The 22963-nt window shown below is 73.0% G+C and carries 21 protein-coding genes, 1 pseudogene and 1 riboswitch; of the genes and pseudogenes, 7 read left to right on the top strand and 15 right to left on the bottom strand.

The genetic code is table 11. The annotated features are described in order from the left end of the window. Together PV419_RS24280 and PV419_RS24275 are read left to right on the top strand one after the other, a co-directional pair. The coding region (locus PV419_RS24280; RefSeq protein WP_319692157.1) for a condensation domain-containing protein at nt 1–361 on the top strand (361 nt) is incomplete at its 5' end. Between the two features lie 39 nt (nt 362–400). Beyond that, the gene (locus PV419_RS24275; RefSeq protein WP_319692155.1) at nt 401–763 is read left to right on the top strand and encodes a DUF779 domain-containing protein; all 363 of its coding nucleotides are present in this window, start codon (nt 401–403) and stop codon (nt 761–763) included. A 53-nt stretch (nt 764–816) separates the two neighbouring features. On the opposite strand, the gene PV419_RS24270 is transcribed toward PV419_RS24275, so the two are convergent. From PV419_RS24270 to PV419_RS24255, 4 genes are all read right to left on the bottom strand, one after another. Continuing rightward, nucleotides 817–3027, bottom strand: a complete 2211-nt coding sequence (locus PV419_RS24270) for a putative bifunctional diguanylate cyclase/phosphodiesterase (RefSeq protein ID WP_319692153.1) — start codon at nt 3025–3027, stop codon at nt 817–819. A 396-nt stretch (nt 3028–3423) separates the two neighbouring features. Continuing rightward, entirely contained in the window at nt 3424–3777 is a 354-nt protein-coding gene (locus PV419_RS24265) for a DUF2267 domain-containing protein (protein WP_319692152.1), read from the bottom strand. Between the two features lie 101 nt (nt 3778–3878). Continuing rightward, nucleotides 3879–4379, bottom strand: coding sequence for an Hsp20/alpha crystallin family protein (locus PV419_RS24260; RefSeq protein ID WP_319692150.1), 501 nt, complete (start codon nt 4377–4379; stop codon nt 3879–3881). A gap of 256 nt (nt 4380–4635) precedes the next feature. Continuing rightward, on the bottom strand, nt 4636–6039 hold the full coding sequence (locus PV419_RS24255; RefSeq protein ID WP_319692148.1) for a peptidase C39 family protein: 1404 nt from the start codon (nt 6037–6039) through the stop codon (nt 4636–4638). A 217-nt stretch (nt 6040–6256) separates the two neighbouring features. Here PV419_RS24255 and PV419_RS24250 point away from each other — a divergent pair, with 217 nt between their 5' ends. Further along, nucleotides 6257–6889 (top strand): hypothetical protein, encoded by a 633-nt coding sequence (locus PV419_RS24250; protein ID WP_319692147.1) that lies wholly within the window; start codon nt 6257–6259, stop codon nt 6887–6889. Between the two features lie 449 nt (nt 6890–7338). After that, nucleotides 7339–9240 carry an AAA family ATPase gene (locus PV419_RS24245; protein ID WP_319692145.1) on the top strand — a complete coding sequence of 634 codons (1902 nt, stop codon included), beginning with the start codon at nt 7339–7341 and terminating at the stop codon, nt 9238–9240. 49 nt (nt 9241–9289) lie between these two features. Here the strand turns inward: PV419_RS24245 and PV419_RS24240 are convergent, their stop codons facing one another. The 11 genes and pseudogenes from PV419_RS24240 to PV419_RS24190 form a co-directional block, all read right to left on the bottom strand. Next, entirely contained in the window at nt 9290–10429 is a 1140-nt protein-coding gene (locus tag PV419_RS24240) for a hemolysin family protein (protein ID WP_319692143.1), read from the bottom strand. After that, complete coding sequence (locus PV419_RS24235) at nt 10426–11841, bottom strand: hemolysin family protein (protein WP_319692141.1); 1416 nt, start codon at nt 11839–11841, stop codon at nt 10426–10428. Before PV419_RS24235 ends, PV419_RS24240 begins: the two co-directional genes overlap by 4 nt. A gap of 223 nt (nt 11842–12064) precedes the next feature. After that, a complete protein-coding gene (locus PV419_RS24230) occupies nt 12065–12544 on the bottom strand; it encodes a PH domain-containing protein (protein WP_319692139.1) in 480 nt (159 codons plus the stop codon). Between the two features lie 73 nt (nt 12545–12617). Then, a complete protein-coding gene (hisG, locus tag PV419_RS24225; RefSeq protein ID WP_319692138.1) occupies nt 12618–13466 on the bottom strand; it encodes an ATP phosphoribosyltransferase in 849 nt (282 codons plus the stop codon). A 44-nt stretch (nt 13467–13510) separates the two neighbouring features. Beyond that, the gene (locus PV419_RS24220; RefSeq protein ID WP_014174926.1) at nt 13511–13783 is read right to left on the bottom strand and encodes a phosphoribosyl-ATP diphosphatase; all 273 of its coding nucleotides are present in this window, start codon (nt 13781–13783) and stop codon (nt 13511–13513) included. 36 nt (nt 13784–13819) lie between these two features. Continuing rightward, nucleotides 13820–14305, bottom strand: coding sequence for a 6,7-dimethyl-8-ribityllumazine synthase (ribH, locus tag PV419_RS24215; RefSeq protein WP_319692137.1), 486 nt, complete (start codon nt 14303–14305; stop codon nt 13820–13822). Between the two features lie 82 nt (nt 14306–14387). Next, on the bottom strand, nt 14388–15707 hold the full coding sequence (locus PV419_RS24210) for a bifunctional 3,4-dihydroxy-2-butanone-4-phosphate synthase/GTP cyclohydrolase II (RefSeq protein WP_319692183.1): 1320 nt from the start codon (nt 15705–15707) through the stop codon (nt 14388–14390). A 65-nt stretch (nt 15708–15772) separates the two neighbouring features. Continuing rightward, nucleotides 15773–16402: a riboflavin synthase gene (locus tag PV419_RS24205; RefSeq protein ID WP_319692135.1), complete on the bottom strand. Its 630-nt coding sequence runs from the start codon at nt 16400–16402 to the stop codon at nt 15773–15775. Then, nucleotides 16403–17524, bottom strand: a complete 1122-nt coding sequence (gene ribD, locus PV419_RS24200) for a bifunctional diaminohydroxyphosphoribosylaminopyrimidine deaminase/5-amino-6-(5-phosphoribosylamino)uracil reductase RibD (RefSeq protein WP_319692134.1) — start codon at nt 17522–17524, stop codon at nt 16403–16405. A 146-nt stretch (nt 17525–17670) separates the two neighbouring features. Further along, a riboswitch (FMN riboswitch) is annotated at nt 17671–17801 on the bottom strand. Between the two features lie 81 nt (nt 17802–17882). Further along, nucleotides 17883–18026: pseudogene (locus PV419_RS24195) on the bottom strand (alginate lyase); the annotation flags it as partial. Between the two features lie 122 nt (nt 18027–18148). Beyond that, a complete protein-coding gene (locus PV419_RS24190) occupies nt 18149–19354 on the bottom strand; it encodes an ROK family transcriptional regulator (protein ID WP_319692133.1) in 1206 nt (401 codons plus the stop codon). Nucleotides 19355–19461: 107 nt separating this feature from the next. Between PV419_RS24190 and PV419_RS24185 the strand changes: the two genes are divergently transcribed. The 3 genes from PV419_RS24185 (at nt 19462) to PV419_RS24175 (ending at nt 22962) form a co-directional block, all read left to right on the top strand. Then, nucleotides 19462–20724: an MFS transporter gene (locus PV419_RS24185; RefSeq protein ID WP_415925375.1), complete on the top strand. Its 1263-nt coding sequence runs from the start codon at nt 19462–19464 to the stop codon at nt 20722–20724. A 52-nt stretch (nt 20725–20776) separates the two neighbouring features. Further along, on the top strand, nt 20777–21484 hold the full coding sequence (locus PV419_RS24180) for a winged helix-turn-helix domain-containing protein (protein WP_319692130.1): 708 nt from the start codon (nt 20777–20779) through the stop codon (nt 21482–21484). 71 nt (nt 21485–21555) lie between these two features. Next, nucleotides 21556–22962, top strand: coding sequence for a uracil-xanthine permease family protein (locus PV419_RS24175; protein WP_319692181.1), 1407 nt, complete (start codon nt 21556–21558; stop codon nt 22960–22962). The last annotated feature ends 1 nt before the right edge of the window (nt 22963 follow it).

The following is a 22963-nucleotide window of genomic DNA, read 5'->3' as shown; positions in this document are numbered from 1 at the left end:
ACTCGTCGAGGCCCTCAACCCCACCCGCTCGCCGGCCCGGCATCCGCTGTTCCAGACCATGCTGACCTTGGACAACGCACCCGACCGGGAATTCACCCTCGCCGGTGTACGGGCCCGCACCGAGCCGGTCCAGGTGGGAGTCGCGCACTTCGACCTGTCCGTCATTTTTGCCGAACGGCACGATCCGCACGGCGAGCCGCAGGGGTTGGACGGGTTCGTCGAATACAACACGGACCTGTTCGACCTCAGCACGGCGCAAGCCTTGGCCACTGGATTCGTACAGGTACTGGAAGCGCTGGCAGCCGACCCCGGTCTGCACATCGGCGAGATCGGCGTGGAGATTTTCGGCAGCAGGCGATAGCTTGGCCATCCGCTCCCTCAAGAAGCGCGGGTTCTTCCGATGACCGAGGTGTCCCGGGTCGCGCTGACCCCGGCCGCGGCGGAGTTGCTCCGGCGGCTGAGCGAGGCGCACGGCCCGCTGATGTTCCATCAGTCGGGCGGCTGCTGCGACGGCAGCGCGCCCATGTGCTATCCGCTGGGCGAGTTCCGGACCGGGGCGGCGGACGTGCTGCTCGGGTCGCTGACGGTGGAGGGCGTCGCGGAGCCGGTCGGGTTCTGGATGTCGGCCGAGCAGTTCGAGCGGTGGCGGCATACGCATCTGACGGTGGACGTGGTGCCGGGCCGCGGCAGCGGCTTCTCTCTGGAGGCCCCGGAGGGCGTCCGGTTCCTGATCCGCTCCCGGCTGCTGGACGCGCCGGACTGACGCCGGGCTGACGCGGGACGCGCCCGCGGCGGGCTCGAAGTCGGCCGCGGGCGTCAGCTCGCGTCGGCGAGGGCGAGGGTGTGGAGGCGCTCGGGCGGGCCGGGGCGGGCGTAGTACCAGCCTTGGGCGGTGTCGCAGCCCAGGCCCCGCAGACACTCGGCCTGCACCGCCGTCTCCACGCCCTCCACCGTCACCGCCAGGTCGAGCGTATGGGCGAGCGAGACGATCCCCTCCACGATCTTGACGTCGACCGGGTCGATCGGGGCCCGCTGCATGCCGCGGGTGAAGGAACGGTCGAGCTTGAGCGTGGAGACCGGCAGCCGGCGCAGATACGAGAGGTTGGAGTAGCCGGTGCCGAAGTCGTCCAGGGCGATGTCCACACCCAGGTCGGCGAGTTGGCGCAGCGGGCGCAGCGCGTCCTCGTCCACGCCGATCAGGTCGTTCTCCGTCACTTCCAGACACAGCGCGCTCGGGCACAGCCCCACGTCCTCCAGGACGGCCACGGTGTCGGAGACCAGGCTGGGGTGGCTCAGCTGGCAGGGCGAGAGGTTGACGTTGACCCGCAGCTGGCCGCCGTCTTCCGACGCGTCGTCCCGCCAGTCGCGGGCCTGCCGGGCGGCCTGTTCCAGCACCCAGCGGCCGAGCGGCACGATCAGCCCGGTGTCCTCGGCGAGCGGGATGAACTGGTCGGGGCCGAGGACGCCGTGTTTGGGGTGGAGCCAGCGTACGAGCGCCTCGGCGCCGCGTACGGTGCCGTCGGCCAGCCGCACCAGGGGCTGGTACTCGATGAAGAACTCGCCTCGCTCCAGGGCGGCGGGCAGGCCGTTGGTCAGGCTGTGGCGCGCGATGACGCGGGCGTTGGAGTCGGCGTCGGCGAGCTCGTAGCGGTTGCCGCCGGCCGCCTTGGCCCGGTACATCGTGATGTCCGCGCTGCGCAGCACCTCGGCCCGGCTGAGCTCACCGGCCAAGCCGTCCACGACGCCGATGCTCGCGCGGACGAGCAGCTCGCGGCCGTCGACGCGGACGGGCGCCTCCAGGGCGGCGAGCATCCGGCCGGCGAGCGCGGTGGAGTCCTGCTGAGCCGTGGGGCCGGTGACCAGGGCCAGGAACTCGTCGCCGCCCACGCGCGCGATCAGTTCGTCGGGGGAGGCCGCGCAGTCCTGCAGACGCTCGGCGACGGCCTTGATCAGCCGGTCGCCCGCGATGTGCCCGAGGCTGTCGTTGACCGACTTGAAGCCGTCCAGGTCCAGGTAGCACACGCCGAAGCGCTCGTCGTCGGCCTCGCCGGCCAGCACCTTGTCCAGGCGCTCCAGGAACAGGGTGCGGTTGGGCAGCCCGGTCAGCTCGTCGTGGGTGGCCTCGTAGCGCAGCCGCTCGCGCAGCAGCCGGTGCTCGGTGATGTCCTCGGCGAGGGTGAGCTGGTACTGCGGGGCGCCGGTGGAGTCGCGGAGCAGGGTGACCGTGAGATTGGTCCACAGCACGCTGCCGTCGTCGCGGTAGTGGGGCTTCTCGACGCGGAAGTGGTCGCGCCGACCGGTCACCAGCTCGCGGTAGGTCTCGTGGACTCCGGGCGCGTCGTCGGGGTGGACGAACTCGTTGACGTTGCGGCCGGGGCGGAAGAAGTCCATGCCGCCGAACATCCGGGCCATGGCGTCGTTGACGACCAGGATCTCACCGTCGAGGCCGCAGATCCCGACGCCGACGACCGCGCCCTCGAACACCGCCTGGAACCTGGCCTCACTGGCGTGCAGCGCCCTTTCGGCCTCGGTGCGGGCGGCCTCCGCGGCGCGCGCGATGGCCTCGTGCTGGTCGCGCTCGCGCTTCCTCAGCTCGCGGACGAAGCCTGCGGCGAGGGCGTGCTGCAGCCGGGTGCAGCGGGCCCGCGCCTCGTCCTGGGCCATCGGCCCGGTCATCGGCTCTGCCGTCGGCTCGCCGGGCGGGCAGTGCTCCACCAGATGGCTGTCGATCGCGCCCAGGATCGCCGGCAGCGCCTCGGGTTCGGTGCACTGCGCGCCCACCAGCGCGGCCCCGACCTCGTACGCCGGGCCGGTGTCGAAGGGCTCGGAGCCGAGGGCCGCGCTCAGCCGCCGGGCCAGCGGCACCAGGCACGCCTCGAACTCGGCACGGGTCAGCGTCGTCGCCGTCACCGGATGGACGGCGCGGCTCCAGACCTCGGCGAACCGCCTGACCCGGGCGTCCGCGGCCGCCGCGCTCTCCACCGTGCTCTCCCTCGGTCTCCGCCCGCCACCCGGCCCGGAGGTCATAGCGCGGGCCCCACCGCGGCGAGGCCGTCATGAGCCGCCGCGTCCTCGCCTGCGCCGTCGTCGCCCTTCGGCCGCCAGTACACGTCCTGCACTTCCTCGCCCTCTTCCGGCTTCCGGGGCCGCCCTCAGGGTCGTCCGCGTCCTCGGGGAAGTGGAGCATGACGAATAGCGGCAGGGCAACCCGCTGCTGAGCCGAGATTACTGATCGGCCGTCCGTTGTGGAGCGTGAAGTGGAAATCACTAGTCCGCTTCTTGGTCGTTTTCGGCGCCAGGAACGGAAAAGCCGGGAGAAGCCGGACAGATACTCGGACGCTTACACGCTAAGGCAGGACATGGGCCAGCGACGACGGCATCCGCGCCTTCAGATCATTCCACTCGCCTTCACTGACATGACGCTCAAGGGTCTGCAGAACGGTGCGAACCAAATTGCTCGGTGTCACCCTCGATCGCGTACGGGAAGTCCGCGCGGACCCGCCTGAAGAATTCCTCGCTGTTCATCTTCACCGGTGTGTGCGCGGGCCGCCACCCGTCGTAGTAGACACCGCGCAACAAGGTCGGGAGCTGCGCGCCGAACTGCACGGCTTCGTCGACCGGGAGCCGGTCCCGCAGATGGTGCAGCACCGCGCGCAGGGCCGCGTACGACTGCTTGCGGCGCTCCTTGGGCCAGCCGTACGCCTCTTCGATCTCTTTCAGAAGCCGGTTGGCCTTGTCGACCATGGTGTCGAACGAGGAAAAGCCTGTCGCAACCATCTTGTTGTCCTTCCGCGTCCTTCTGTGTCCTTCCGCCGACCGCGGCGGAACACACCCGAAGGGCGCGACACCGCCGCGGGACAGAGCATCCTTCGGCGGGCTCAGCGGCCCCCGCTCTCGCCGGCCTCGGTGATTTCGATGTGGCGGGGTTTGGTGGTCTCCGCCTTGGGGACATTGATCGACAACACGCCGTCGGACATGGTCGCCTTGACGCCTTCGGTGTTCACTTCGCTCGGCAGCCGCACCCGGTAGTCGAAGCGGCCGGTACGGCGAGTACTGCGGCGCAGGACGCCCGTGCGTTCGCGTTCCTTGATCTCCCCCGAAACGCCCAGTTCCTGCCCGCTCACCTCGACATCGACCTCCCTGCGGCTGACGCCCGGGAGCTCGATCTGGACGTGGTACGCCTCGTCGGTCTCGGACACGTCGGCGGACGGCGTCCAGGCCACCAGGCCGACGCCCGGCACCACACCGCCGACCGTGGATTCGAGCAGACCGCCCATCTGGTTGAGCAGGTCGTCGAATTCGGCCAGCGGACTGCGTGCCCAGCCGCGCTGGCGCTCCGTCGCGCCCTCGTTTCGTGTTCGTCGGACGGGCATGCTCATCGCCCATCACCTCCGTCCTCTCCGTGATCCGCGGATGTCTTGTGTCCACCGTCCGGCTCGACCGGCGGGCCGGGCGGAGCATGGTTGACGAGGCGGCTGAGGTGTCCTCCCTGTCCAGGATGGGCAGCCGGAGGGCCGCCCGCACCTCGGATCATGGCCGGGGCGGGGAAGGGCAGGTCAGGAAAGGTCGAAGGGCCGAAGGGGTGAAGGCGGCGCCCGGGGCCGAAGGGCCGGGGGCCGGGCGCCGCCGGTGGGCTCAGCGGATGCCCAGCTCCAGCAGGGCCCGGCGCTGGCTCGCGGTCGGCCTGGCTGGGAAGTACAGGTAGCACACGCCGCCGGTACCGGAGGCCACCTTGCCCTGGGCGTTGTAGCGCTTGGTCCTCAACCAGATGTTCTCGAACTCGCGCCGCTTGTAGACGTGGCGGACCGCCGCGTTGTCGGCCGACGCCGGGTCGTTCGCGATGACGTCGCCGTCGGCGGTGAAGCCGATCACGGTCATCAGATGGCCCGCGGTGCCGTAACCGGCCCCGGTCAGCTCCTCCTTGAGGAAGGACTGGGAGGTGATCACCGGAATGCCTGCGGCGATCAGCTTCTCGGCGTCGTTCAGCGAGCCGAGCCGGGTGACCACGCCCTGCATATCGCGGTACGTGGCGGCGTAGGCGGCGTTGAACGGCCAGTTGCCGCAGCCCTCGTACTGGTAGTCGAAGGTGTGCCGGGCGGCGTGACAGACCTGCGGGTCGGCGTAGTCGGGGTTGACCCAGGCCAGGTCCTCGGCGGAGGGCTTGCGGCCCCAGTACTCGACGATCATCTGGGACGAGGTGGGGCTGCACCACGCCTCGCCGCCGTTGTCGTACTCCGGGTACTGGCCCTTGTGGATCTCCTGCGAGTAACGCGGCACGGCCAGCTCCCGGCCGCCGGCCAGGCCCGGGGTGGAGGCGGGCACCTCGAAGCGGTCGGGGACGTCCGAGCCCATGGCGCCGACGCGCCAGACCGTGGGCGTCAGGCCGCTGCCGGGCCTGCGGTAGAGGGTGAGCCGCACCCGGTACGAGGCGAGCCGCAGCCCGCTCGCCGGGTCGTCGACGGCGAAGGTGTCGGTCCACACCGCGCTCTTGCCGTCGCTCTGGTCGTCGACCGAGGTCCGCCGGATGGAGTCGGTGCCGTCCCCGGACGCCCAGCGGCCCATCACGTACCAGGGGGTGTCGGTGCCGTCGGTATAGGTGCCCTTCAGCTCGGCCTGGATCCAGGTGCCGGCCGGGGTGCGGGCGTTCCAGGAGACGATCGCCTCGGTGACCGGGTGGGGCAGGGTGTGTGCCGGGGAGGTCCAGGTCGCGTACTCCCAGGCGGCGGTGGTGCCGGTGTGCGGATCGGTGTAGTCGGCGGTGCCCGCGGGGCGGGAGATGACCACGCCGGGGCGGGCTCCGGCCTCGACGCGGACGCCGTTGCCTGCTCCGGACCGCCAGTCGGCGAGGCTGGTCCAGCCGTGGTAGCCGATGGCCGGGGCGGCGGCTCTGCGGGCGGGCCGGGCCGCCGGGCGCGCCGGCGCGGCGGCCGCGGCGGCGGGCGCCGCAGCTGACGAGGCCAGCGCGGCCGCCCCGGTGGCGGCGAGGGCGGCGGCGAGCACGGTGCGGCGAGGTGTGAATCCGTCTCCGGATCTGGTCATACGGGGTTCCCCCAGTCGTCGTCCGGGTGGGCCGCGGATGCGCGACAGTCGCACAACTATGGCCGCTGCGAATGGTTTCAGGCCAGTGATTCCCGGCGCGCCACCTCATCAATATTGGTGTGGACCATTGGAGTGAAACAGAGCGGAGAAAGACCGTCCGGCGATGGGGTGCGCGACGCCGTGGGCCCTGCGGTCGAACGGTCTAAGGTGGTCGGCGATGGACCCGTCCCGCCCCACCACCACCCCGCCCGCCCTGCCCGCCGCCCCGGGCGCACTCGGCGCGCTGGCCGGGCGGCTGCACGCCCTGCCGCCCTCGTGCGGGCCGGTCCGGCTGGTCGCGGTGGACGGGCACGCAGGGTCCGGCAAGACCACGTTCGCCGGGCGGCTGGCGGCGGCGCTCGGCGGCGCCCCTGTGCTGCACACCGACGACCTCGCCACCCACGAGGAGCTGTTCGCCTGGACCGGGCGGCTGCGCGAGCAGGTCCTCATCCCCTTCGCCCGCGGCGCCGCCGCCCGGTACGCGCCGTACGACTGGGTGGAGCGCCGCTTCGCGGCCGGCCGGCGGCGGCTCGACCCGGCTCCTGTGGTGCTCGTCGAGGGCGTGGGCAGCGGCCGCCGCGCCCTGCGCCCGTATCTCGCGCATCTGCTGTGGATGGAGCTGCCCGACGCGGAGTCCTGGCGGCGGGGACAGCTGCGGGACGGGCCGGAGATGTCCACATTCTGGGACGGCTGGCTTCTCGCCGAGCGCGCGCATTTCGCCGGGGACCCCTCGCGCCCGTATGCCGAAACTCTGGTGGTGCAGCGAAAAGAGGGGTACGAGTTGCTGGCGGGGCCCGCCGTGGCGGCCTGACCCTCCCCTCGGCCTCACGCTGCGTAACCATGCGCGGTCGGGCTGCACCCGATCGGCCTCACGGCCCGCGACGCGCGCCCCAACTCGGCTTGACCGGGGGCCCATACAGGTCTTACGTTCTCAATGTGCGACTCGTACGAGTCGCCCCATATCGCGAAGCCCCCGGTTGTTCCCCCGTGATCGGGGGCTTCGTCCTGTCCGGGAGACCCTTCGAGGGTCTCCCGGAGGTCCCTTTCGCCGCTTTTGCTCCGCACCCCCCTCACCCTCGGTGACCAGCGTCTTCCGGCCTTTCGCGCCCCGTGCGCGCCCCCGCGCACGCCGCCCGGCCAGGCAAGTTGGACACGAACAGCCGTGCGGCACCCTCGGCCCGTGCGGCCTGCGCAGGTACGATGCGAAACGGGGCAGCCGCCCCTGCGGCAACCACGGGGGCAGGGTTTGTGGGGGACGTGATGGATTTCGGCACGCAGGGTTCGCACGCCCCAGCCGATCTCGCCTGGCTGCGCGCCGTCGACGCCTACACCATGGGCGGGTACGCACAGGCCGAGGACGAGTTCCGGGCCGCGGTGCGGCACGACCCCGGAATGGCCGACGCCTGGCTCGGCCTGCACGCGCTGCGCGCCGACACCACGACCGCGCTGCTGCGGATGTACCGGCACCGCGACCGCTTCGGCGAGCAGCGCGCCCGCCACCACCGCACCCTGAACTCCTGGTACTGGCTGGGCTGGTGGGTTCAGCCGGTGCTGGAGACCAGCCGGGACCTGCTGCTCGCGCACGCCTCCCACTGGCTCGACGGCCGCCACGTGCCCGAGCTGGACCGGGCCCTGGCGGGCTGCCCGCCCGTGGAGGCCGATCCGCAGGCGCGCTTTCTGCACGCCTGCCGGGCCTATCTGGTCAAGGACTGGGAGCAGCTGGTGCGGCACACCGAGCCGCTGCTGGACGACCCGTTACTGGGCATCGAGGCGGGGCTGTTCGGCGGCATGTCCCGGGTCCGCCTCGAGATGTTCAGCCAGGCCGAACCGCTGCTCGCCGCCGCCCTGATGCGCTGCCGCAGCGAGCAGCCGCAGCGCAAGGAGCTGCGCTACTGGCTGGCCCGCGCCCACGAGGGCACCGGCCGCAGCGCCGCGGCGCTGCCCCTCTACCGGGCGGTGCACCGCATCGACCCGACCTTCATGGACACCTCGGCCCGGCTCGCGGCCATAGCCGAGGGCGACGGCCTGGACGAGACCGCCGACCTGGCCGCCGTATCGCTGGCCGGACTCGGCAGCCAGGACGCCGCCGAGGGCCGCGACGCCGCCGCCATCGACCCCGACCCGCTGGTCACGGCCGACCCGCCGGACGGCCGCGAGCTGCGCACCACCGGCCCGGAGCCGGAGGGCCCCCCGCTGGTGAGCACCCCCGTGGTGACCGCCGACGGCCCGCGCGAGCGAGCCGGCGTGCCCCCGCAGCCCGGCCCCTCCGACCCGGTCCTGCTGGAGAACGCGCTGCAGGAGCTGGAGCGCATGGTCGGCCTGGAGCCCGTCAAGCGGCAGGTGCGGGCGCTGTCGGCACAGCTCCACATGGCCCGGCTGCGCGCCGGGCAGGGCCTCCCGGTCCAGCCGCCCAAGCGGCACTTCGTCTTCTCCGGCCCCTCAGGCACCGGCAAGACCACGGTCGCCCGGATCCTCGGCCGGGTCTTCTACGCGCTCGGACTGCTGGGCGGCGACCATCTGGTGGAGGCCGGGCGCGCCGACCTGGTCGGCGAGTACCTGGGCCAGACCGCAGTGAAGGCCAATGAGCTGATCGACTCGGCGCTCGGCGGGGTGCTGTTCGTGGACGAGGCGTACTCCCTGTCCAACTCCGGCTACAGCAAGGGCGACGCGTACGGCGACGAGGCGCTGCAGGTGCTGCTCAAGCGCGCCGAGGACAACCGCGACCGCCTCGTGGTGATCCTGGCCGGCTACCCCGAGGGCATGGACCGGCTGCTGGCCGCGAACCCCGGCCTCGGCTCACGCTTCACCACGCGCGTCGACTTCCCCAGCTACCGCCCGCTGGAGCTCACCCGGATCGGCGAGGTCCTGGCCGCCGAGAACGGCGACCTGTGGGACGAGGAGGCCGTGGAGGAGCTGCGCTCCATCAGCGGGCACGTCGTGGACCAGGGCTGGATCGACGAGCTGGGCAACGGGCGGTTCCTCAGAACGCTGTACGAGAAGAGCTGCGCCTACCGGGATCTGCGGCTGTCCGGCTGGACCGGCGCGCCGACCCGCGAGGACCTCGCCACGCTGCGGCTGCCGGACCTGATGCAGGCCTACGGAGAGGTCCTCTCGGGCCGCGGTCCCATGTACCGCGACCCGCAGGACCCACCGCTGGAATAGCCGGAACAGCGCCCGACGCGACGGCCCACGGCTGAGCGGGGGCGCCCGCTCAGCCGACCATCGCCCGCCGCTCCTCCTCCGAAGCCGCCGAAGCCTCCGACGCCTCGGCAGGGGACGGCGCCGCCTCACCCCGGGGCTCGGCCACGCGGTCGCGGGTACCGCCCCGGTGGGAGGGGTCGCGCACCTCGCCCACCAGCATCTCCAGGACGTCCTCCAGGGCGACGAGCCCCAGCACCTTCCCGGACGCGTCGGCGACGGCCGCCAGGTGCGCGGCCGCGCGCCGCATCGCGGTGAGCGCGTCGTCCAGCGGCAGCTCCGCCCGCAGCGTCCCGATCGGGCGCCACACATGCTGGGGTACGGCCCGCTCCCGGGCCTCCAGGTCCAGGACGTCCTTCACATGCAGATAGCCCATGAAGGCCCCGCCGGCCCCGCGCACCGGGAAACGGGAGTAGCCGGTCCGTACGGTCAGCTCCTCGATCTGCCGGGGCGTGACCGAGGGATCGACGGTGACCAGGCCCGCCGGGTCGAGCAGCACATCCGTGACCGGGCGGCTGCCCAGCTCCAGGGCGTCGGCGAGCCGCTCGTGTTCGCCGGGGTCGAGCAGCCCCGCCTGCCGGGAGTCCTCGACCAGATGGGTGAGCTGCTCGCTGGTGAAGACCGCCTCGACCTCGTCCTTGGGCTCCACCCGGAACAGCCGCAGCACCAGCCGGGCGCAGGCGCCGAGCAGCGCGGTGACCGGCCGGCACAGCCGGGCGAAGGCGACGAGGCCGGGCCCGAGCCACAGCGCGGTCTTCTCGGGGGCCGCCATGGCCAGGTTCTTCGGCACCATCTCGCCGATGACCAGGTGCAGACAGACCACCACCGCGAGCGCGATGGCGTAACCGAGGGGGTGGACAAGACCGCCGGGCAGATGGACGGCGTGGAAGACCGGCTCCAGCAGGTGCGCGACGGTCGGCTCGGCGACCGCGCCGAGCGTCAGCGAGCAGACGGTGATGCCGAACTGCGCGGCCGCCATCATCTGCGGCAGGCTCTCCAGGCCGGTGAGCACCGTACGGGCGCGGGCCGAGCCCTCGGCCGCGCGCGGCTCGATCTGGCTGCGGCGGACGGAGACGAGGGCGAACTCGGCGCCGACGAAGAAGCCGTTGGCGAGGACGAGGAGCGCGGCGAAGAGAAGTTGGACCAGACTCATCGCTCCGCCCCCCGCGCGCCGCCGCTCACGGCGCCGCTCGCTGTGACTGTGCCGGTGGCGGCCGCCGCCCCGGCTCCGGTTCCCGTTCCGGTTCCCATTCCGGTGCGTATGATCCGCACTCGCTCGGCCCGGTGGTGTCCGACCTGCCGGACCGAGAGCTTCCAGCCGGGCAGTTCGGCGGTGTCGCCGACGGCCGGGATCCGCGCGAGGAGGTCGGCGACCAGGCCGGCCACCGTCTCGTACGGTCCGTCCGGCGCCTCCAGGCCGATCCGGCGCAGGGTGTCGACGCGGCAACCGCCGTCGGCCTCCCAGGCGGGGCGGCCGTCCTCGGCCGGGGCCGGCATCAGGTCCGGGGTGTCCGCGGCCTCGTCGTCGTGCTCGTCGCGCACCTCGCCGACCAGCTCCTCGACGATGTCCTCCAGGGTGACCACGCCCGCAGTGCCGCCGTACTCGTCGACGACGACGGCTATCGGCTGTTCGCTGCGCAGCCGCTCCAGGAGGGGCTGGACGGGCAGCGTCTCGGGAACGAGCAGCGGGGGCTGGGCGATCCGCGCGACCGGTGTGCGCAGCCGCTCCTGCGAGGGCACCGCGAGGGCGTCCTTGAGATGCACCATGCCGACCACCTCGTCGAGCCGGTCGCGGTAGACGGGGAAGCGGGACAGCCCGGTGGCGCGGGTGAGGTTGAGCACGTCCTCCGAGGTCGCGGAGGACTGCAGGGCACTGACCCGGACGCGGGGGGTCATCACATGCTGGGCGGTCAGCTCGCCGAGGGAGAGGGTGCGTACGAACAGGTCGGCGGTGTCCTGCTCGATCGCGCCGGCCCGCGCGGAGTGGCGGGCCAGGGAAACCAGTTCGCCGGGGGTGCGGGCGGAGGCCAGCTCCTCGGTGGGCTCGACGCCCAGGGCCCGCACCAGCCGGTTGGCGACCGTGTTGAGCAGGGCGATGACCGGGCGGAAGAAGCGGGCGAAGGCGTACTGCGGCCCGGCGACGAACCGCGCGACCTGCAGCGGTCGGGAGACGGCCCAGTTCTTGGGCACGAGCTCGCCGACGATCATCTGCACGGCGGAGGCGACCAGCATCCCCACCACGACGGCGATGCCGGAGACGGCGCCGTGCGGCAGCCCGGTGGCGGTCAGCGGCGGGGTCAGCAGCTCGCCCAGCGCCGGCTCGGCGAGCATGCCGACCACCAAGGAGGTGATGGTGATGCCGAGCTGGGTGCCGGAGAGCTGGAAGGACAGCTCGCGCAGGGCCTCGACGACGGTTCCGGCCCGGCGGTCGCCCTCGGCGGCGGCCCGCTCGGCGTCCGGCCGCTCGACGGTGACCAGGCCGAATTCGGCCGCCACGAAGAAGCCATTGGCGAGGATCAGGATGAGTGCTGCGGCGAGCAGCAGGAGGGACAGGGTGGTGCTCATGCCGCCGCCGTCGGGTGAGAGGCGGCGCAGGTACTACAGGACGATCCGTCCATCTCTGGAGGGAGTCACTCCTCGGGTCGCAGGGGCCTGCCGGGGTGCGCTGAGGGGCGCGCGGACAGGTGGTACGGGCCGGGGCACCGTCGGCGCCCTCGCAACAGGGTAATCAAGGATCCGGCGTTCCGGGCAGGCCCCGGGGGCCGATCGGGCGGCCGTCGGTCATCGCTCACTCTTCGGACGGGCCCGTGCCGTGCTGCTCGGCCAGCGCCCGCAGAGCGCGGGCGTCGCCGATGGCGCGGGCCTTGGCGATGCCGGGCTGGATGCCCATCGCGGGCAGGCTGGTGCCGTCGGAGAGGTCCAGGTAGACCCACGGGTCGCCGGGCCGCAGGTTGACCCGGACGACCTCCGCCCACGCCAGTCGGCGCTTGGTCGTCAGGTTGACGACGGTCACCCCACCTGCGTCGGCGACCACTTTGGGCCGGCTGAGCAGCGCCAGCACGCCGAAGAACAGCAGACCGGTGAAGACGAAGCTGAGCTTCTCCCCCGGGTTCAGCCCCTCCAGAAGCAGGCTGACCGCCGTGAGGACGACGACCAGGAGGACCCCCGTGGTGAGCAGGACGGCCCGGGTGCGGGTCGGCCGGAAGGTGACGGGGAGGGCGGGGAGCCCGGCAGGGGGCTGCGCGGGCGCTGGCTCGGGGGCGGACACGTGACGTGGGGTCTCTCCGTGAGAGGAAGGTGGGCCTGGTTGAGGGGCGGGCCGTGAACGGGCGCGCCGGGGGTCAGAGGCGGCAGGCGTGGATGCCGGTGGTCAGGATGGCCCGCGCGCCCAGGTCGTACAGCTCGTCCATGATCCGCTGGGCGTCCTTGGTGGGGACCATCGAGCGGACCGCGACCCAGCCCTCGTGGTGCAGCGGGGAGACGGTGGGCGACTCGAGGCCGGGGGTGAGGGCCACGGCCCGCTCCACCTGCTCGACGCGGATGTCGTAGTCCATCATCACGTAGCGCCGGGCCACCAGGACGCCCTGCATCCGACGGAGGAACTGCTGGACCTTGGGGTCGTCGGCGGGGGCGCCGGTGCGGCGGATGACGACCGCCTCGGACTCCAGGATCGGCTCGCCGATGATCTCCAGGCCGGCGTTGCGCAGGGTGGTGCCGGTCTCGACGACATCGGCGATGACCTGGGCCACACCGAGCTGGATGGCGGTCTCGACGGCGCCGTCGAGGTGCACGACGGCGGCGTCGACGCCGTTGTCCGCGAGGTGCTTGGTGACCAGGCCGGAGAAGGAGGTGGCGACCGTCATGCCGCCGAATTCGCTGACGTCCTTCGCGGTGCCGGGCCGGGTGGCGTAGCGGAAGGTCGAACCGGCGAAGCCGAGCTGCATGATCTCCTCCGCCTGGGAACCGGAGTCGAGCAGCAGATCGCGGCCGGTGATGCCGATGTCCAGGCGGCCGGAGCCGACGTACACGGCGATGTCGCGGGGGCGCAGGAAGAAGAACTCGACGTCGTTGTCGGAGTCGACGAGCACCAGCTCCCTGCGGTCCTTGCGCTGCCGGTAGCCCGCCTCATGGAGCATCGCCGACGCAGGCTCGGACAGTGAACCCTTGTTGGGGACGGCGATGCGCAGCATGAGACCTTTTTCCTTACGTGGGCGAGGGTTGGGGTGGGGCGTGCTCAGAGGTGAGCGTAGACGTCGTCGAGGGTCAGGCCCCGGGCGATCATCATCACCTGGAGGTGGTAGAGGAGCTGCGAGATCTCCTCGGCGGCCGCGGCGTCGCTCTCGTACTCCGCGGCCATCCACACCTCGGCGGCCTCCTCCACGACCTTCTTGCCGATGGCGTGCACGCCCGACTGAAGCAGGTCGGCGGTGCGGGAGGTCGCGGGATCGGCCGTGAGGGCCTTCTGCTGAAGCTCTGCGAAGAGCTCCTCGAACGTCTTCTTGGGCATGATGCCCGTCATCCTACTGGGGCCGCGGTGCACGACTCAGAGCCAGGGCTCGGAGACCGACCGCAGGATGGCGGCGGTGGCGACGGCCGCGGTGACGGCCTCGTGGCCCTTGTCCTCGCTCGACCCTTCCAGCCCCGCCCGGTCCAGGGCCTGTTCCTCGGTGTCACAGGTCAGTACGCCGAAGCCGATGGGCACCCCGGTGTCCACGCTGACCTGGGTGAGGCCCTGGGTGACGCCCTGGCACACATAGTCGAAGTGAGGGGTGCCGCCGCGGATGACGACGCCCAGGGCCACGACCGCGTCGTAGCCGCGGCCGGCGAGGGCCTTGGCGACCACCGGCAGCTCCCAGCTGCCCGGCACGCGCAGCAGGGCCGGCTCGTCGATGCCCAGCTCGCGGAGCGCGCGCAGCGCCCCGTCGACGAGTCCGTCCATCACCTGGGCGTGCCACTGGGAGGCCACCACGGCGACGCGCAGGTCTCCGCAGTTCTCCACGGACAGCTCGGGGGCTCCCTTACCGCTCACGTCTACGTCTCTCCTTGCTACGGGTGTTGCTCTGGTGCGGGTGTTGCTCTGGTGCGGTTCGCTCTTGGGTACGGGGCCGCGGCTACTGGTTGCCGCAGGCGGACATCGGCTGGGGACGGCCGCTCTCCAGCCACGGCAGGTCGTGGCCCATACGGTCGCGCTTGGTGCGCAGATAGCGCAGGTTGTGCTCGCCGGCCTGGATGGGCATCGACTCCCGGCCGGTGACCCGCAGCCCGTGCCGGACCAGCGCCGCGGTCTTCTCCGGGTTGTTGGTCATCAGGCGCAGCGAGCGCACGCCGAGGTCGGCGAGGATGCGGGCGCCGGCGGCGTAGTCGCGGGCGTCGGCGGGCAGGCCGAGTTCGAGGTTGGCGTCGAGGGTGTCGCGGCCCAGCTCCTGCAGCTCGTACGCGCGCAGCTTGGACAGCAGCCCGATGCCGCGGCCCTCGTGGCCGCGCAGATAGACCACCACGCCGCGGCCCTCGGCGGTGACCCGCTCCAGGGAGGCGTGCAGTTGGGGGCCGCAGTCGCAGCGCTGCGATCCGAAGACGTCGCCGGTCAGGCACTCGGAGTGGATGCGGACCAGGACGTCCTCGCCGTCGCCGATATCACCCTGGACAAGGGCGATGTGCTCGACGCCGTCGGTGGTGGAGCGGTACCCGTACGCCTGGAAGTCGCCGAAGGCGGTGGGCAGCCGGGTCTCGGCCTCGCGCCGTACGGTGGACTCGGTGGCCCGGCGGTAGGCGATCAGGGCCTCGATGGAGATGATCGCCAGCCCGTGCTCGCGGGCGAAGGAGACCAGTTCGGGCAGGCGCAGCATGGTGCCGTCCACGCCCGCGATCTCGCAGATCGCGGCGGCCGGGCGCAGCCCCGCCAGCCGGGCGAGGTCGACGCCGGCCTCGGTGTGGCCGTCGCGGGTCAGCACGCCGCCGTCGCGGGCGCGCAGCGGGAAGATGTGTCCGGGGCGCGCGAAGTCGCCGGCGGTGCTGTGCGGATCGGCCAGCAGGCGCAGGGTGGTGGACCGGTCGGCGGCGGAGATGCCGGTGCCGACGCCGTGTTCGGCGGTCGCGTCGACCGAGACGGTGAAGGCGGTGCGCATGGACTCGGAGTTCTCCTCCACCATCTGCGGCAGCCGCAGCCGGTCGAGGTCGGCGGCGCCCAAGGTGGCGCAGATCAGCCCGCGGCACTCGCGCATCATGAAGGCGACGATCTCGGGGGTGGCCTTCTCGGCGGCGACGATGAGGTCGCCCTCGTTCTCCCGGTCCTCGTCGTCCACGACCACGACGGGGCGCCCGGCGGCGATCTCGGCGATCGCCCGCTCGACGGAGTCGAGCGCCAGCTCGTCGGGCCACTCGACGGCGTTCCGCAGGCTCTGGACGGTCTGCACGCTCTGCAAGGGGGTCATGGTCGTGTGTCGCTTCCTGGTGTTCCTGCTGTCCATGGACTCCTGTGCGTCGCCGGCGGGGGCGGTCATGCGACGGCCCCCTCGTCCGGGGCGCCGGGGGCGCCCGCGTCCTTGCCCAGCAGCCGCTCCACGTACTTGGCGAGCACGTCCACTTCGAGGTTGACCGGGTCGCCGGCCTGCTTGACGCCCAGGGTGGTCAGGTCGAGGGTCGTCGGAATGAGGCTGACGGTGAAGTAGTCGGGGCCCGCGTCGACGACGGTCAGGCTGATGCCGTCGACCGTGATGGACCCCTTCTCGACGACATAGCGGCTCAGGTCGGTGGGGAGCGAGATCTTGACGATCTCCCAGTGCTCGGAAGGCTTGCGCTCGACGATGGTGCCGGTGCCGTCCACGTGCCCCTGCACCAGATGGCCGCCCAGGCGCCCGCCGAGCGCCATGGGGCGCTCCAGGTTGACGCGGGAGCCGACGGTGAGGGCGCCGAGGCTGGAGCGGTTCAGGGTCTCGGCCATGACGTCGGCGGAGAACCGGCCGTCCTCGTGGTCGACGACGGTGAGGCAGACGCCGTTGACGGCGATGGAGTCGCCGTGCTTGGCGCCTTCGGTGACGACGGGGCCGCTGACCAGGAAGCGGGACGCGTCGCCGAGGTTCTCGACGGCGACGATCTCGCCCAGTTCTTCGACGATTCCGGTGAACACTCAGCTCTCCTCGGGGGCGATGGGGGCGGGGGCGGCGGACACGGTGGGCACGGCGGTGACGCGCAGGTCGGGACCGAGCCGCGCGACATCGGTCAGCTCAAGGCGCAGCGCCTGGGTGATGGTGGTGATTCCGGCGTCGGCGAGGGCGGGGGCGCCGGCGCCGAGCAGGGCGGGGGCGAGATAGCCGACGACCTTGTCGACGGCGCGGGCGGCGAGGAACGCCCCGGCGAGCGTGGGGCCGCCCTCCAGCAGGACCGAACGGACCCCGCGCGCGTGGAGTTCGCCGAGCAGCGCGGGGATGTCCAGGCCCGGCCCCGACGCGGCGCGCGGCAGCCGTACCATCTCGGCACCGCCCGGCAGTCTCGGGGCGGGGGCGTCCTCGGCGACGGCGACCAGCGTGGGCGCGGTGCCGTCCAGGACCCGGGCGCCCGGCGCGATGGTGGCCCTGCGGTCGAGTACGACGCGCAGCGGCTGCCGGGCGCCGCCTGGGCCGCGGACGGCCAGCTGCGGGTCGTCGGCGCGCAGGGTGCCGGAACCCACCACCACGGCGTCCGCCTCGGCACGCAGCCGGTGCACATCGGCACGGGAGGCGGCGGAGGTGATCCACCGGCTGGTGCCGTCGGCGGCGGCGCTGCGCCCGTCCAGGGTCGCGGCGTACTTCCACAGCACGAAGGGGCGGCCGCGCCGCATCGACGTCAGCCAGGCCTCGTTGACCGCGGCGGCCTCCTCGGCGAGCAGTCCGCTCTCGACGGCGGTCCCGGCGGCGGCCAGGGTGGCGGCCCCGCCGGCGGCCTCGGCGTGGGGGTCGGCGACCGCGTACACGACGCGGGCGATCCCGGCGTCCAGCAGCGCCTGGGCGCAGGGGCCGGTGCGGCCGGTGTGGTTGCAGGGTTCGAGGGTGACGACGGCGGTCCCGCCGCGGGCCCGCTCGCCGGCGGCGCGCAGGGCGTGGATCTCCGCGTGCGGCCCGCCGGCCCCCTGGTGCCAGCCCTCGCCGGCGGTACGGCCGTCGGCGTCGAGGATCACACAGCCGACGACGGGGTTGGGGCTGGTGTGGCCGAGGCCCCGGGCGGCGAGCGCGACGGCACGGCGCATTGCTTCGGCTTCGGCTGCGGTGGCCACCGGGTCCTCCTGCCTCTTCGGGCACGGACTCCGGGGCTGTCGAGATGACAGAAGCGGAAAGGCTGCACCGGGGAACGCCTCGGCCGGGATACGGTCCGCCACAAAGGGCGGGCCGCCGACAGCGGCGCACCGGTGCTCTGCTCCCGCCGCGCACTGCCTCCCATCCGGACTTTCACCGTCGGTCCAGGAATTTCACCTGGTCAACCGGCCGCTGGCGGCGGACGGGTCGCGGACTGTAACCGCCGGTTCGGATTTTCACCGACCCCGGAGTGCGCTGACGTCACTGGTACGGCCCCAGTGTGCCATGGGACATCGGCACAGCTGGAGCCGCGGGAGTGTGGCTTGCCTCACCCGCCCGTCAGCCAGCGGTGGCGATGCTGTCAAGCAGCTCGACGGCCGGCCGCACCGCCCACAGGTCGCCGCCGGGCGCCGCCTTGGCCTTGCGGTCGCCCGCGTCGGCCGCCGCGTGCACGATGTCGCTCGCCGCGTAGGCGCGGAAGTCTTTCAGGATCGCGATCGCGGGTCAGGCTATGTGGGGCCATGCTCACGACAAGAGACGCGCGCACAACTCGGAACAGCGGCGAGAAGGGTGAGGAGGAGGCGCGGCGCCGAGCCGCGGACCGGCTAAGGGGCGCCGAACAGCTGGTTCTGGGCGGCGTCCATGGCGGTCAGGACCGCGCCGCGCAACACCCCGCCGCCGCCCACCACCCCCGCCCGCACCTGGGTGCGCAGCGGCGACATGCCCCGGACCCGGTCCTCGACGCGGCGCGCGAGAGCGGCGCCCCCGGCCCGGCCCACCTCTCCGCCGAGCACCACACAGCCCGGGTCGAGTACCGCGCACACCGCGGCCGCCCCGACCGCGATCCGGCCCGCGAGCGCGTCCAGGAACGGCTCGCCCCGCTCCCCCGCGTCCACCGCGGCCCGTACGACCGCCTCCGCCGCGGGCGCGTCGTCCGCCGCGTCGGCCGACAGCCCCAGCTCGCGGGCGAGTTCACAGACCGCGGGGCTGCTGGCGAGCGAGTGGAAGCCGCCGTCGCAGCCGGTCGCCGACGGCAGCCCGGACGTCCCCGGCACCGGCATGAAGCCGATCTCCCCCGTCCCCCCGGAGGCTCCGCGTCTCAGCCTCCGGTCGAGCACGACGGCCGCGCCGACGCCGTGGCCCAGCCACAGCAGCACGAAGGTGTCCCGGTCGCGGACCACGCCGAGCCGCTGCTCGGCGACGGCGGCCAGATTGACCTCGTTCTCCAGCAGCACCGGCGCCCCGAGACCGCCGTACAGGGCCGCGCTCAGCTCACGGTGCCAGCGGGGCAGGGCATCGGTGGCGGCGAGCTCGCCGGTCGCCGGGTCGACGAGCCCCGGGGCGCCGATGCCGATGTGGTGCAGCCGCTCGGCCCCGGCCTCCCGGGCCGTGTGCCGCACCAGGTCCACCGTGGCCTCGGCGGCCCGCGCGGGCTCGGCGTCGGCGGCGACCGGCAGCGACGCCTCGGCCGAGATGTCGCCCAGCAGATCGGCCACGCACACCGCGACGCTCCGCGCGCGGACGTCCACGCCCGCCACATGCGCGCTGTCGGCGACGATGCCGTACACCCGGGCGTTGGGCCCCCGGCGCTCGGCGCCCGCCTCCCCCACGACCGCGATCAGTCCGGCGCCCCGCAGCCGCTCCACGAGGTCCGCGATGGTGGGCCGGGACAGCCCGGTCAGGGTCTTGAGCTGGCCGGCGGTCAGCGGCCCCTCGTCCTTGAGGAGGTGCAGGGCGAGGCGGTCATTGATGGCCCGCGCCGTACTCGGGGAGGCGGTACGGCCCGCCAGGGGCACGCGCGTCGACGTCATGGCGGGATCCTTTCAGAGGCACCGCTCCTTCGGACTCTATCTATCAGGGACCCTTCCTGATAGTTTCCGTGGGCGAAATCGCGTCTCCGGGAGGGTGGGCAGCAGGTATGGACAGCGATACGGAGGCGAGAGGCCCGCGGCCCAGGCGAACCGAACCACAAAAAGGGGGGCCGCTCCGCCGGGCGCGGGTGGCCGTGGCGGCCGTGTTCGCCGTGCACGGCGCGGTCACCGGCAACTTCGCCACCCGTGTCCCCTGGATCCAGGAACACCTGGACCTCGGCGCGGGCCTGCTCGGCCTCGCGCTGGTCTTCCCCGCGCTCGGGGCCTCCGTCGCGATGCCCCTGGCCGGGCGGATCAGCCACCGCTTCGGCGCCCGCGCCGCCCTGCGCGGGCTGCTCGCGCTGTGGTGCCTGTCGCTGGTGCTGCCCCCGCTCGCGCCCGGCCTGGTCTGGCTGTGCGGCGCGCTGTTCGTCTTCGGCGCCGCCGCCGGGACGGCCGACGTCGCCATGAACGCCCTCGGCGTGGAGATCGAGACGCGCCTGGGCCGCTCCATCATGTCCGGGCTGCACGGGATGTGGAGCGTTGGAGCGCTCCTCGGCTCGGCGGCGGGCACGCTCGCCGCCCACACCGGCGCGGACGCCCGGCTGCACCTCGGCCTCGCCGCCGCCGTGCTCACCGCGGTCGGCGCGGTCGTCTGCCACTGGGTGCTCGACCTGCGCAGCGCCCCCGAGGAGAACCCGCCGCCCCGCTTCGCCCTGCCGCCCCGCTCCGCGCTGCTCATCGGCGCGGTCGGCTGCTGCGCGGTGTTCGCCGAGGGTGCGAGCCTGGACTGGTCGGCGGTCTATCTGCGGGACGCCCTGGACTCCTCCCCCGCCCTCGCCGCCGCCTGCACCACGGCCTTCTCCTGCACCATGGCCGCGGCCCGGCTCGTCGGCGACGCGGTGGTGGGCCGCTTCGGCGCGGTACGGACCGTACGCGCGGGCGGCGTTCTGTCCACGGCCGGCGGTGTGCTGGTCGTGACCGCCACCGGGCCCGTCCTCGCCATCGCCGGATTCGGCCTGCTGGGCCTCGGCATCGCGGTGGTCGTCCCGCTCGCCTTCGCGGCGGCCGGGCGCAGCGGGCCGAATCCCAGCGAGGCGATCGCGGGCGTCGCCACGATCACGTACACCTCGGGCCTGATCGCTCCGGCCGCGATGGGGTCGATCGCCGACGCGACCTCGCTGACGGTCTCGTTCGGTCTGGTGACCGTGCTGGCGCTGGGGCTGGTGGCGGGGGCGGGCGCGCTGCGGGGCTCGTCGTCGGGGCAGCCGGGCGCGGCGGCGCCCGACGGCCACGCCGACACCGCGGCGCCGAGCACCACACCGCGCTGACGGGGCGCACCGTTCGGCCGGGGCCGAAGTGTCGGGGGCGCATGATGGCCGTATGGCGCAAACCCATCCCCGTGGCCCCCAGCTCGCCCGCTTCGCCGCGCTGCTCGCGGACGAGACCCGCGCGTCGTTCTGTCTGGCGCTGCTCGACGGGCGGGCCTGGACCGCCGGGGAGCTGGCGCGGCTCGCCGGGGTGGCCGCGTCGACCGCGAGCGAGCATCTGAGCCGGCTCGTCGAGGGCGGACTGCTGGCGGAGGAGCGGCAGGGCAGGCATCGCTACGTACGGCTGGCGGGGCCGCAGATCGCCCAGCTGATCGAGGACCTGTCCGGCCACGCCGCGCCGCCGCCCGCGCCCCGGACGCTGCGCGCCGCCGGCGCCTGCGCGGCCATGGCGCGGGCCCGCACCTGCTACGACCATCTCGCCGGGCGGCTGGGCACCGCGATCACCGACGCGATGCTGGAGCAGGGGCTGCTGCAGGGCGCGACGGGGTTCGCGCTGACCGACGCCGGTCTTGCCTGGTTCCGGCGGCTCGGCGTGGATCTGTCGGCCGCCCCGCGCGGTCGTCGGCCGATGGCCCGCAGCTGTCTGGACTGGACCGAGCGCAGGCCCCATCTGGCGGGCATGGCGGGGGCCGCGCTGTGCCGGCACGCGCTGGACGCGGGGTGGTGCGTGCGGATCGGCAGCCAGCGTGCGCTGCGGGTCAGCGAGAAGGGGCGGCGGGCGCTGCGCGACCTGCTGGACGTGCGGATCACGGATCTTTAGCGGGATGAAACACATTTTCGACCCACTAACATTGCCGCGATCCCCCGTGAGCAATGAAGTGGAGCACAACCATGGGCCTCGGCGTGCGCTGGACCCTGCACGGCGACGGGCGCACGCCCGCCCCCGGAGCCGTCGTCAAGCCCGATGAGCGGCTGTCCTGGCCCAGGACGGCGGGGCTGGGCGCGCAGCACGTCGTGGCGATGTTCGGGGCGAGCTTCGTGGCCCCGGTGCTCATGGGGCTCGACCCCAATCTCGCGATCATGATGTCCGGGGTCGCGACCATCCTGTTCCTGCTGGCGACCCGCGGCCGGGTGCCCAGCTATCTGGGCTGCAGCCTCTCCTTCGTCGGCGTGGCCGCCGTGATCAGGGCGCAGGGGGGTGGCAGCGCCGCCGTCACCGGCGCGATTCTCGTGGTCGGCGGGGTGCTGTTCCTCAGCGGCCTGGCGGTCCGCACCTTCGGCGCGCGCATCATCCACGCGGCGATGCCGCCGGTGGTCACGGGCGCGGTGGTCATGCTGATCGGCTTCAACCTCGCGCCGGTGACGGCGAAGACGTACTGGCCCGCCGACCAGTGGGTCGCGCTGCTGACCATGCTCTTCACCGGTCTCGCCGTGGTCTGTCTGCGCGGCTTCTGGTCGCGGGTCGCGATCTTCCCGGGCCTGGTCTTCGGCTACGTGATCTCCTGGCTCTTCGACCGCGTCTTCGGCAGGATCCACTCGCTGGACGGCAGCGGACGGATCACCGACCACTGGCGGCTCGACCTGTCCGGGGTCTCCAAGGCGGACTGGATCGGCCTCCCCTCCGCGCACGCGCCCAGCTTCCAGTGGTCGGCCGTCCTGGTCGCCCTGCCGGTCGTCATCGCGCTGATCGCCGAGAACGCCGGGCATGTGAAGGCGGTCAGCGAGATGACCGGCGACCCGCTCGACGACACCCTCGGCACCGCCATCGCGGCGGACGGCGCGGCCACCATGCTCTCCACGGCGGTCGGCGGCCCGGCCAACACCACGTACTCCGAGAACATCGGCGTCATGGCGGCCTCCCGCGTCTACTCCACCGCCGCCTACTGGGCCGCGGCCGGCTTCGCGCTCCTCTTCGGGCTGTGCCCCAAGTTCGGGGCAATCGTCGCGGCGATACCCGGCGGCGTGCTGGGCGGGATCACCGTCATCCTGTACGGCATGATCGGGCTGCTCGGCGCCCAGATCTGGGTGCACAACAAGGTGGATCTACGCAATCCGCTCAACCTGGTGCCGGTCGCGGCCGGTGTGGTCATCGGCGTCGGCGGGGTCAGCCTCAAGGTCAGCGACAACTTCGAGCTCAGCGGGATCGCGCTGGGCACGGTCGTCGTGCTCAGCGGCTACCACCTGCTGCGCGCGCTGGCCCCGGCCCATATGAAGCGGGAGGAACCGCTGCTGGACGCGGGCACCAGCGCGTACGACGACGAGCCGGCGGCGGCCGCCGGGAACCCCGCGAAGCCCTGAG

Origin of the sequence: Streptomyces sp. ME19-01-6 (assembly GCF_033793745.1) — a bacterium.
Taxonomy (GTDB): Bacteria; Actinomycetota; Actinomycetes; order Streptomycetales; family Streptomycetaceae; genus Streptomyces.
Note: the sequence above shows the minus strand (reverse complement) of the source record. Positions and strands in the feature narration are given on the sequence as shown.

Coding starts and splice junctions, on each gene's coding strand:
- PV419_RS24275 (WP_319692155.1), top strand. CDS start 401: ATGACCGAGGTGTCCCGGGTCGCGCTGACCCCGGCCGCGGCGGAGTTG.
- PV419_RS24270 (WP_319692153.1), bottom strand. CDS start 3,027: ATGACCTCCGGGCCGGGTGGCGGGCGGAGACCGAGGGAGAGCACGGTG.
- PV419_RS24265 (WP_319692152.1), bottom strand. CDS start 3,777: ATGGTTGCGACAGGCTTTTCCTCGTTCGACACCATGGTCGACAAGGCC.
- PV419_RS24260 (WP_319692150.1), bottom strand. CDS start 4,379: ATGAGCATGCCCGTCCGACGAACACGAAACGAGGGCGCGACGGAGCGC.
- PV419_RS24255 (WP_319692148.1), bottom strand. CDS start 6,039: ATGACCAGATCCGGAGACGGATTCACACCTCGCCGCACCGTGCTCGCC.
- PV419_RS24250 (WP_319692147.1), top strand. CDS start 6,257: ATGGACCCGTCCCGCCCCACCACCACCCCGCCCGCCCTGCCCGCCGCC.
- PV419_RS24245 (WP_319692145.1), top strand. CDS start 7,339: ATGGATTTCGGCACGCAGGGTTCGCACGCCCCAGCCGATCTCGCCTGG.
- PV419_RS24240 (WP_319692143.1), bottom strand. CDS start 10,429: ATGAGTCTGGTCCAACTTCTCTTCGCCGCGCTCCTCGTCCTCGCCAAC.
- PV419_RS24235 (WP_319692141.1), bottom strand. CDS start 11,841: ATGAGCACCACCCTGTCCCTCCTGCTGCTCGCCGCAGCACTCATCCTG.
- hisG (WP_319692138.1), bottom strand. CDS start 13,466: ATGCTGCGCATCGCCGTCCCCAACAAGGGTTCACTGTCCGAGCCTGCG.
- PV419_RS24220 (WP_014174926.1), bottom strand. CDS start 13,783: ATGCCCAAGAAGACGTTCGAGGAGCTCTTCGCAGAGCTTCAGCAGAAG.
- PV419_RS24210 (WP_319692183.1), bottom strand. CDS start 15,707: ATGACCCCCTTGCAGAGCGTGCAGACCGTCCAGAGCCTGCGGAACGCC.
- PV419_RS24190 (WP_319692133.1), bottom strand. CDS start 19,354: ATGACGTCGACGCGCGTGCCCCTGGCGGGCCGTACCGCCTCCCCGAGT.
- PV419_RS24185 (WP_415925375.1), top strand. CDS start 19,462: ATGGACAGCGATACGGAGGCGAGAGGCCCGCGGCCCAGGCGAACCGAA.
- PV419_RS24180 (WP_319692130.1), top strand. CDS start 20,777: ATGGCGCAAACCCATCCCCGTGGCCCCCAGCTCGCCCGCTTCGCCGCG.
- PV419_RS24175 (WP_319692181.1), top strand. CDS start 21,556: ATGGGCCTCGGCGTGCGCTGGACCCTGCACGGCGACGGGCGCACGCCC.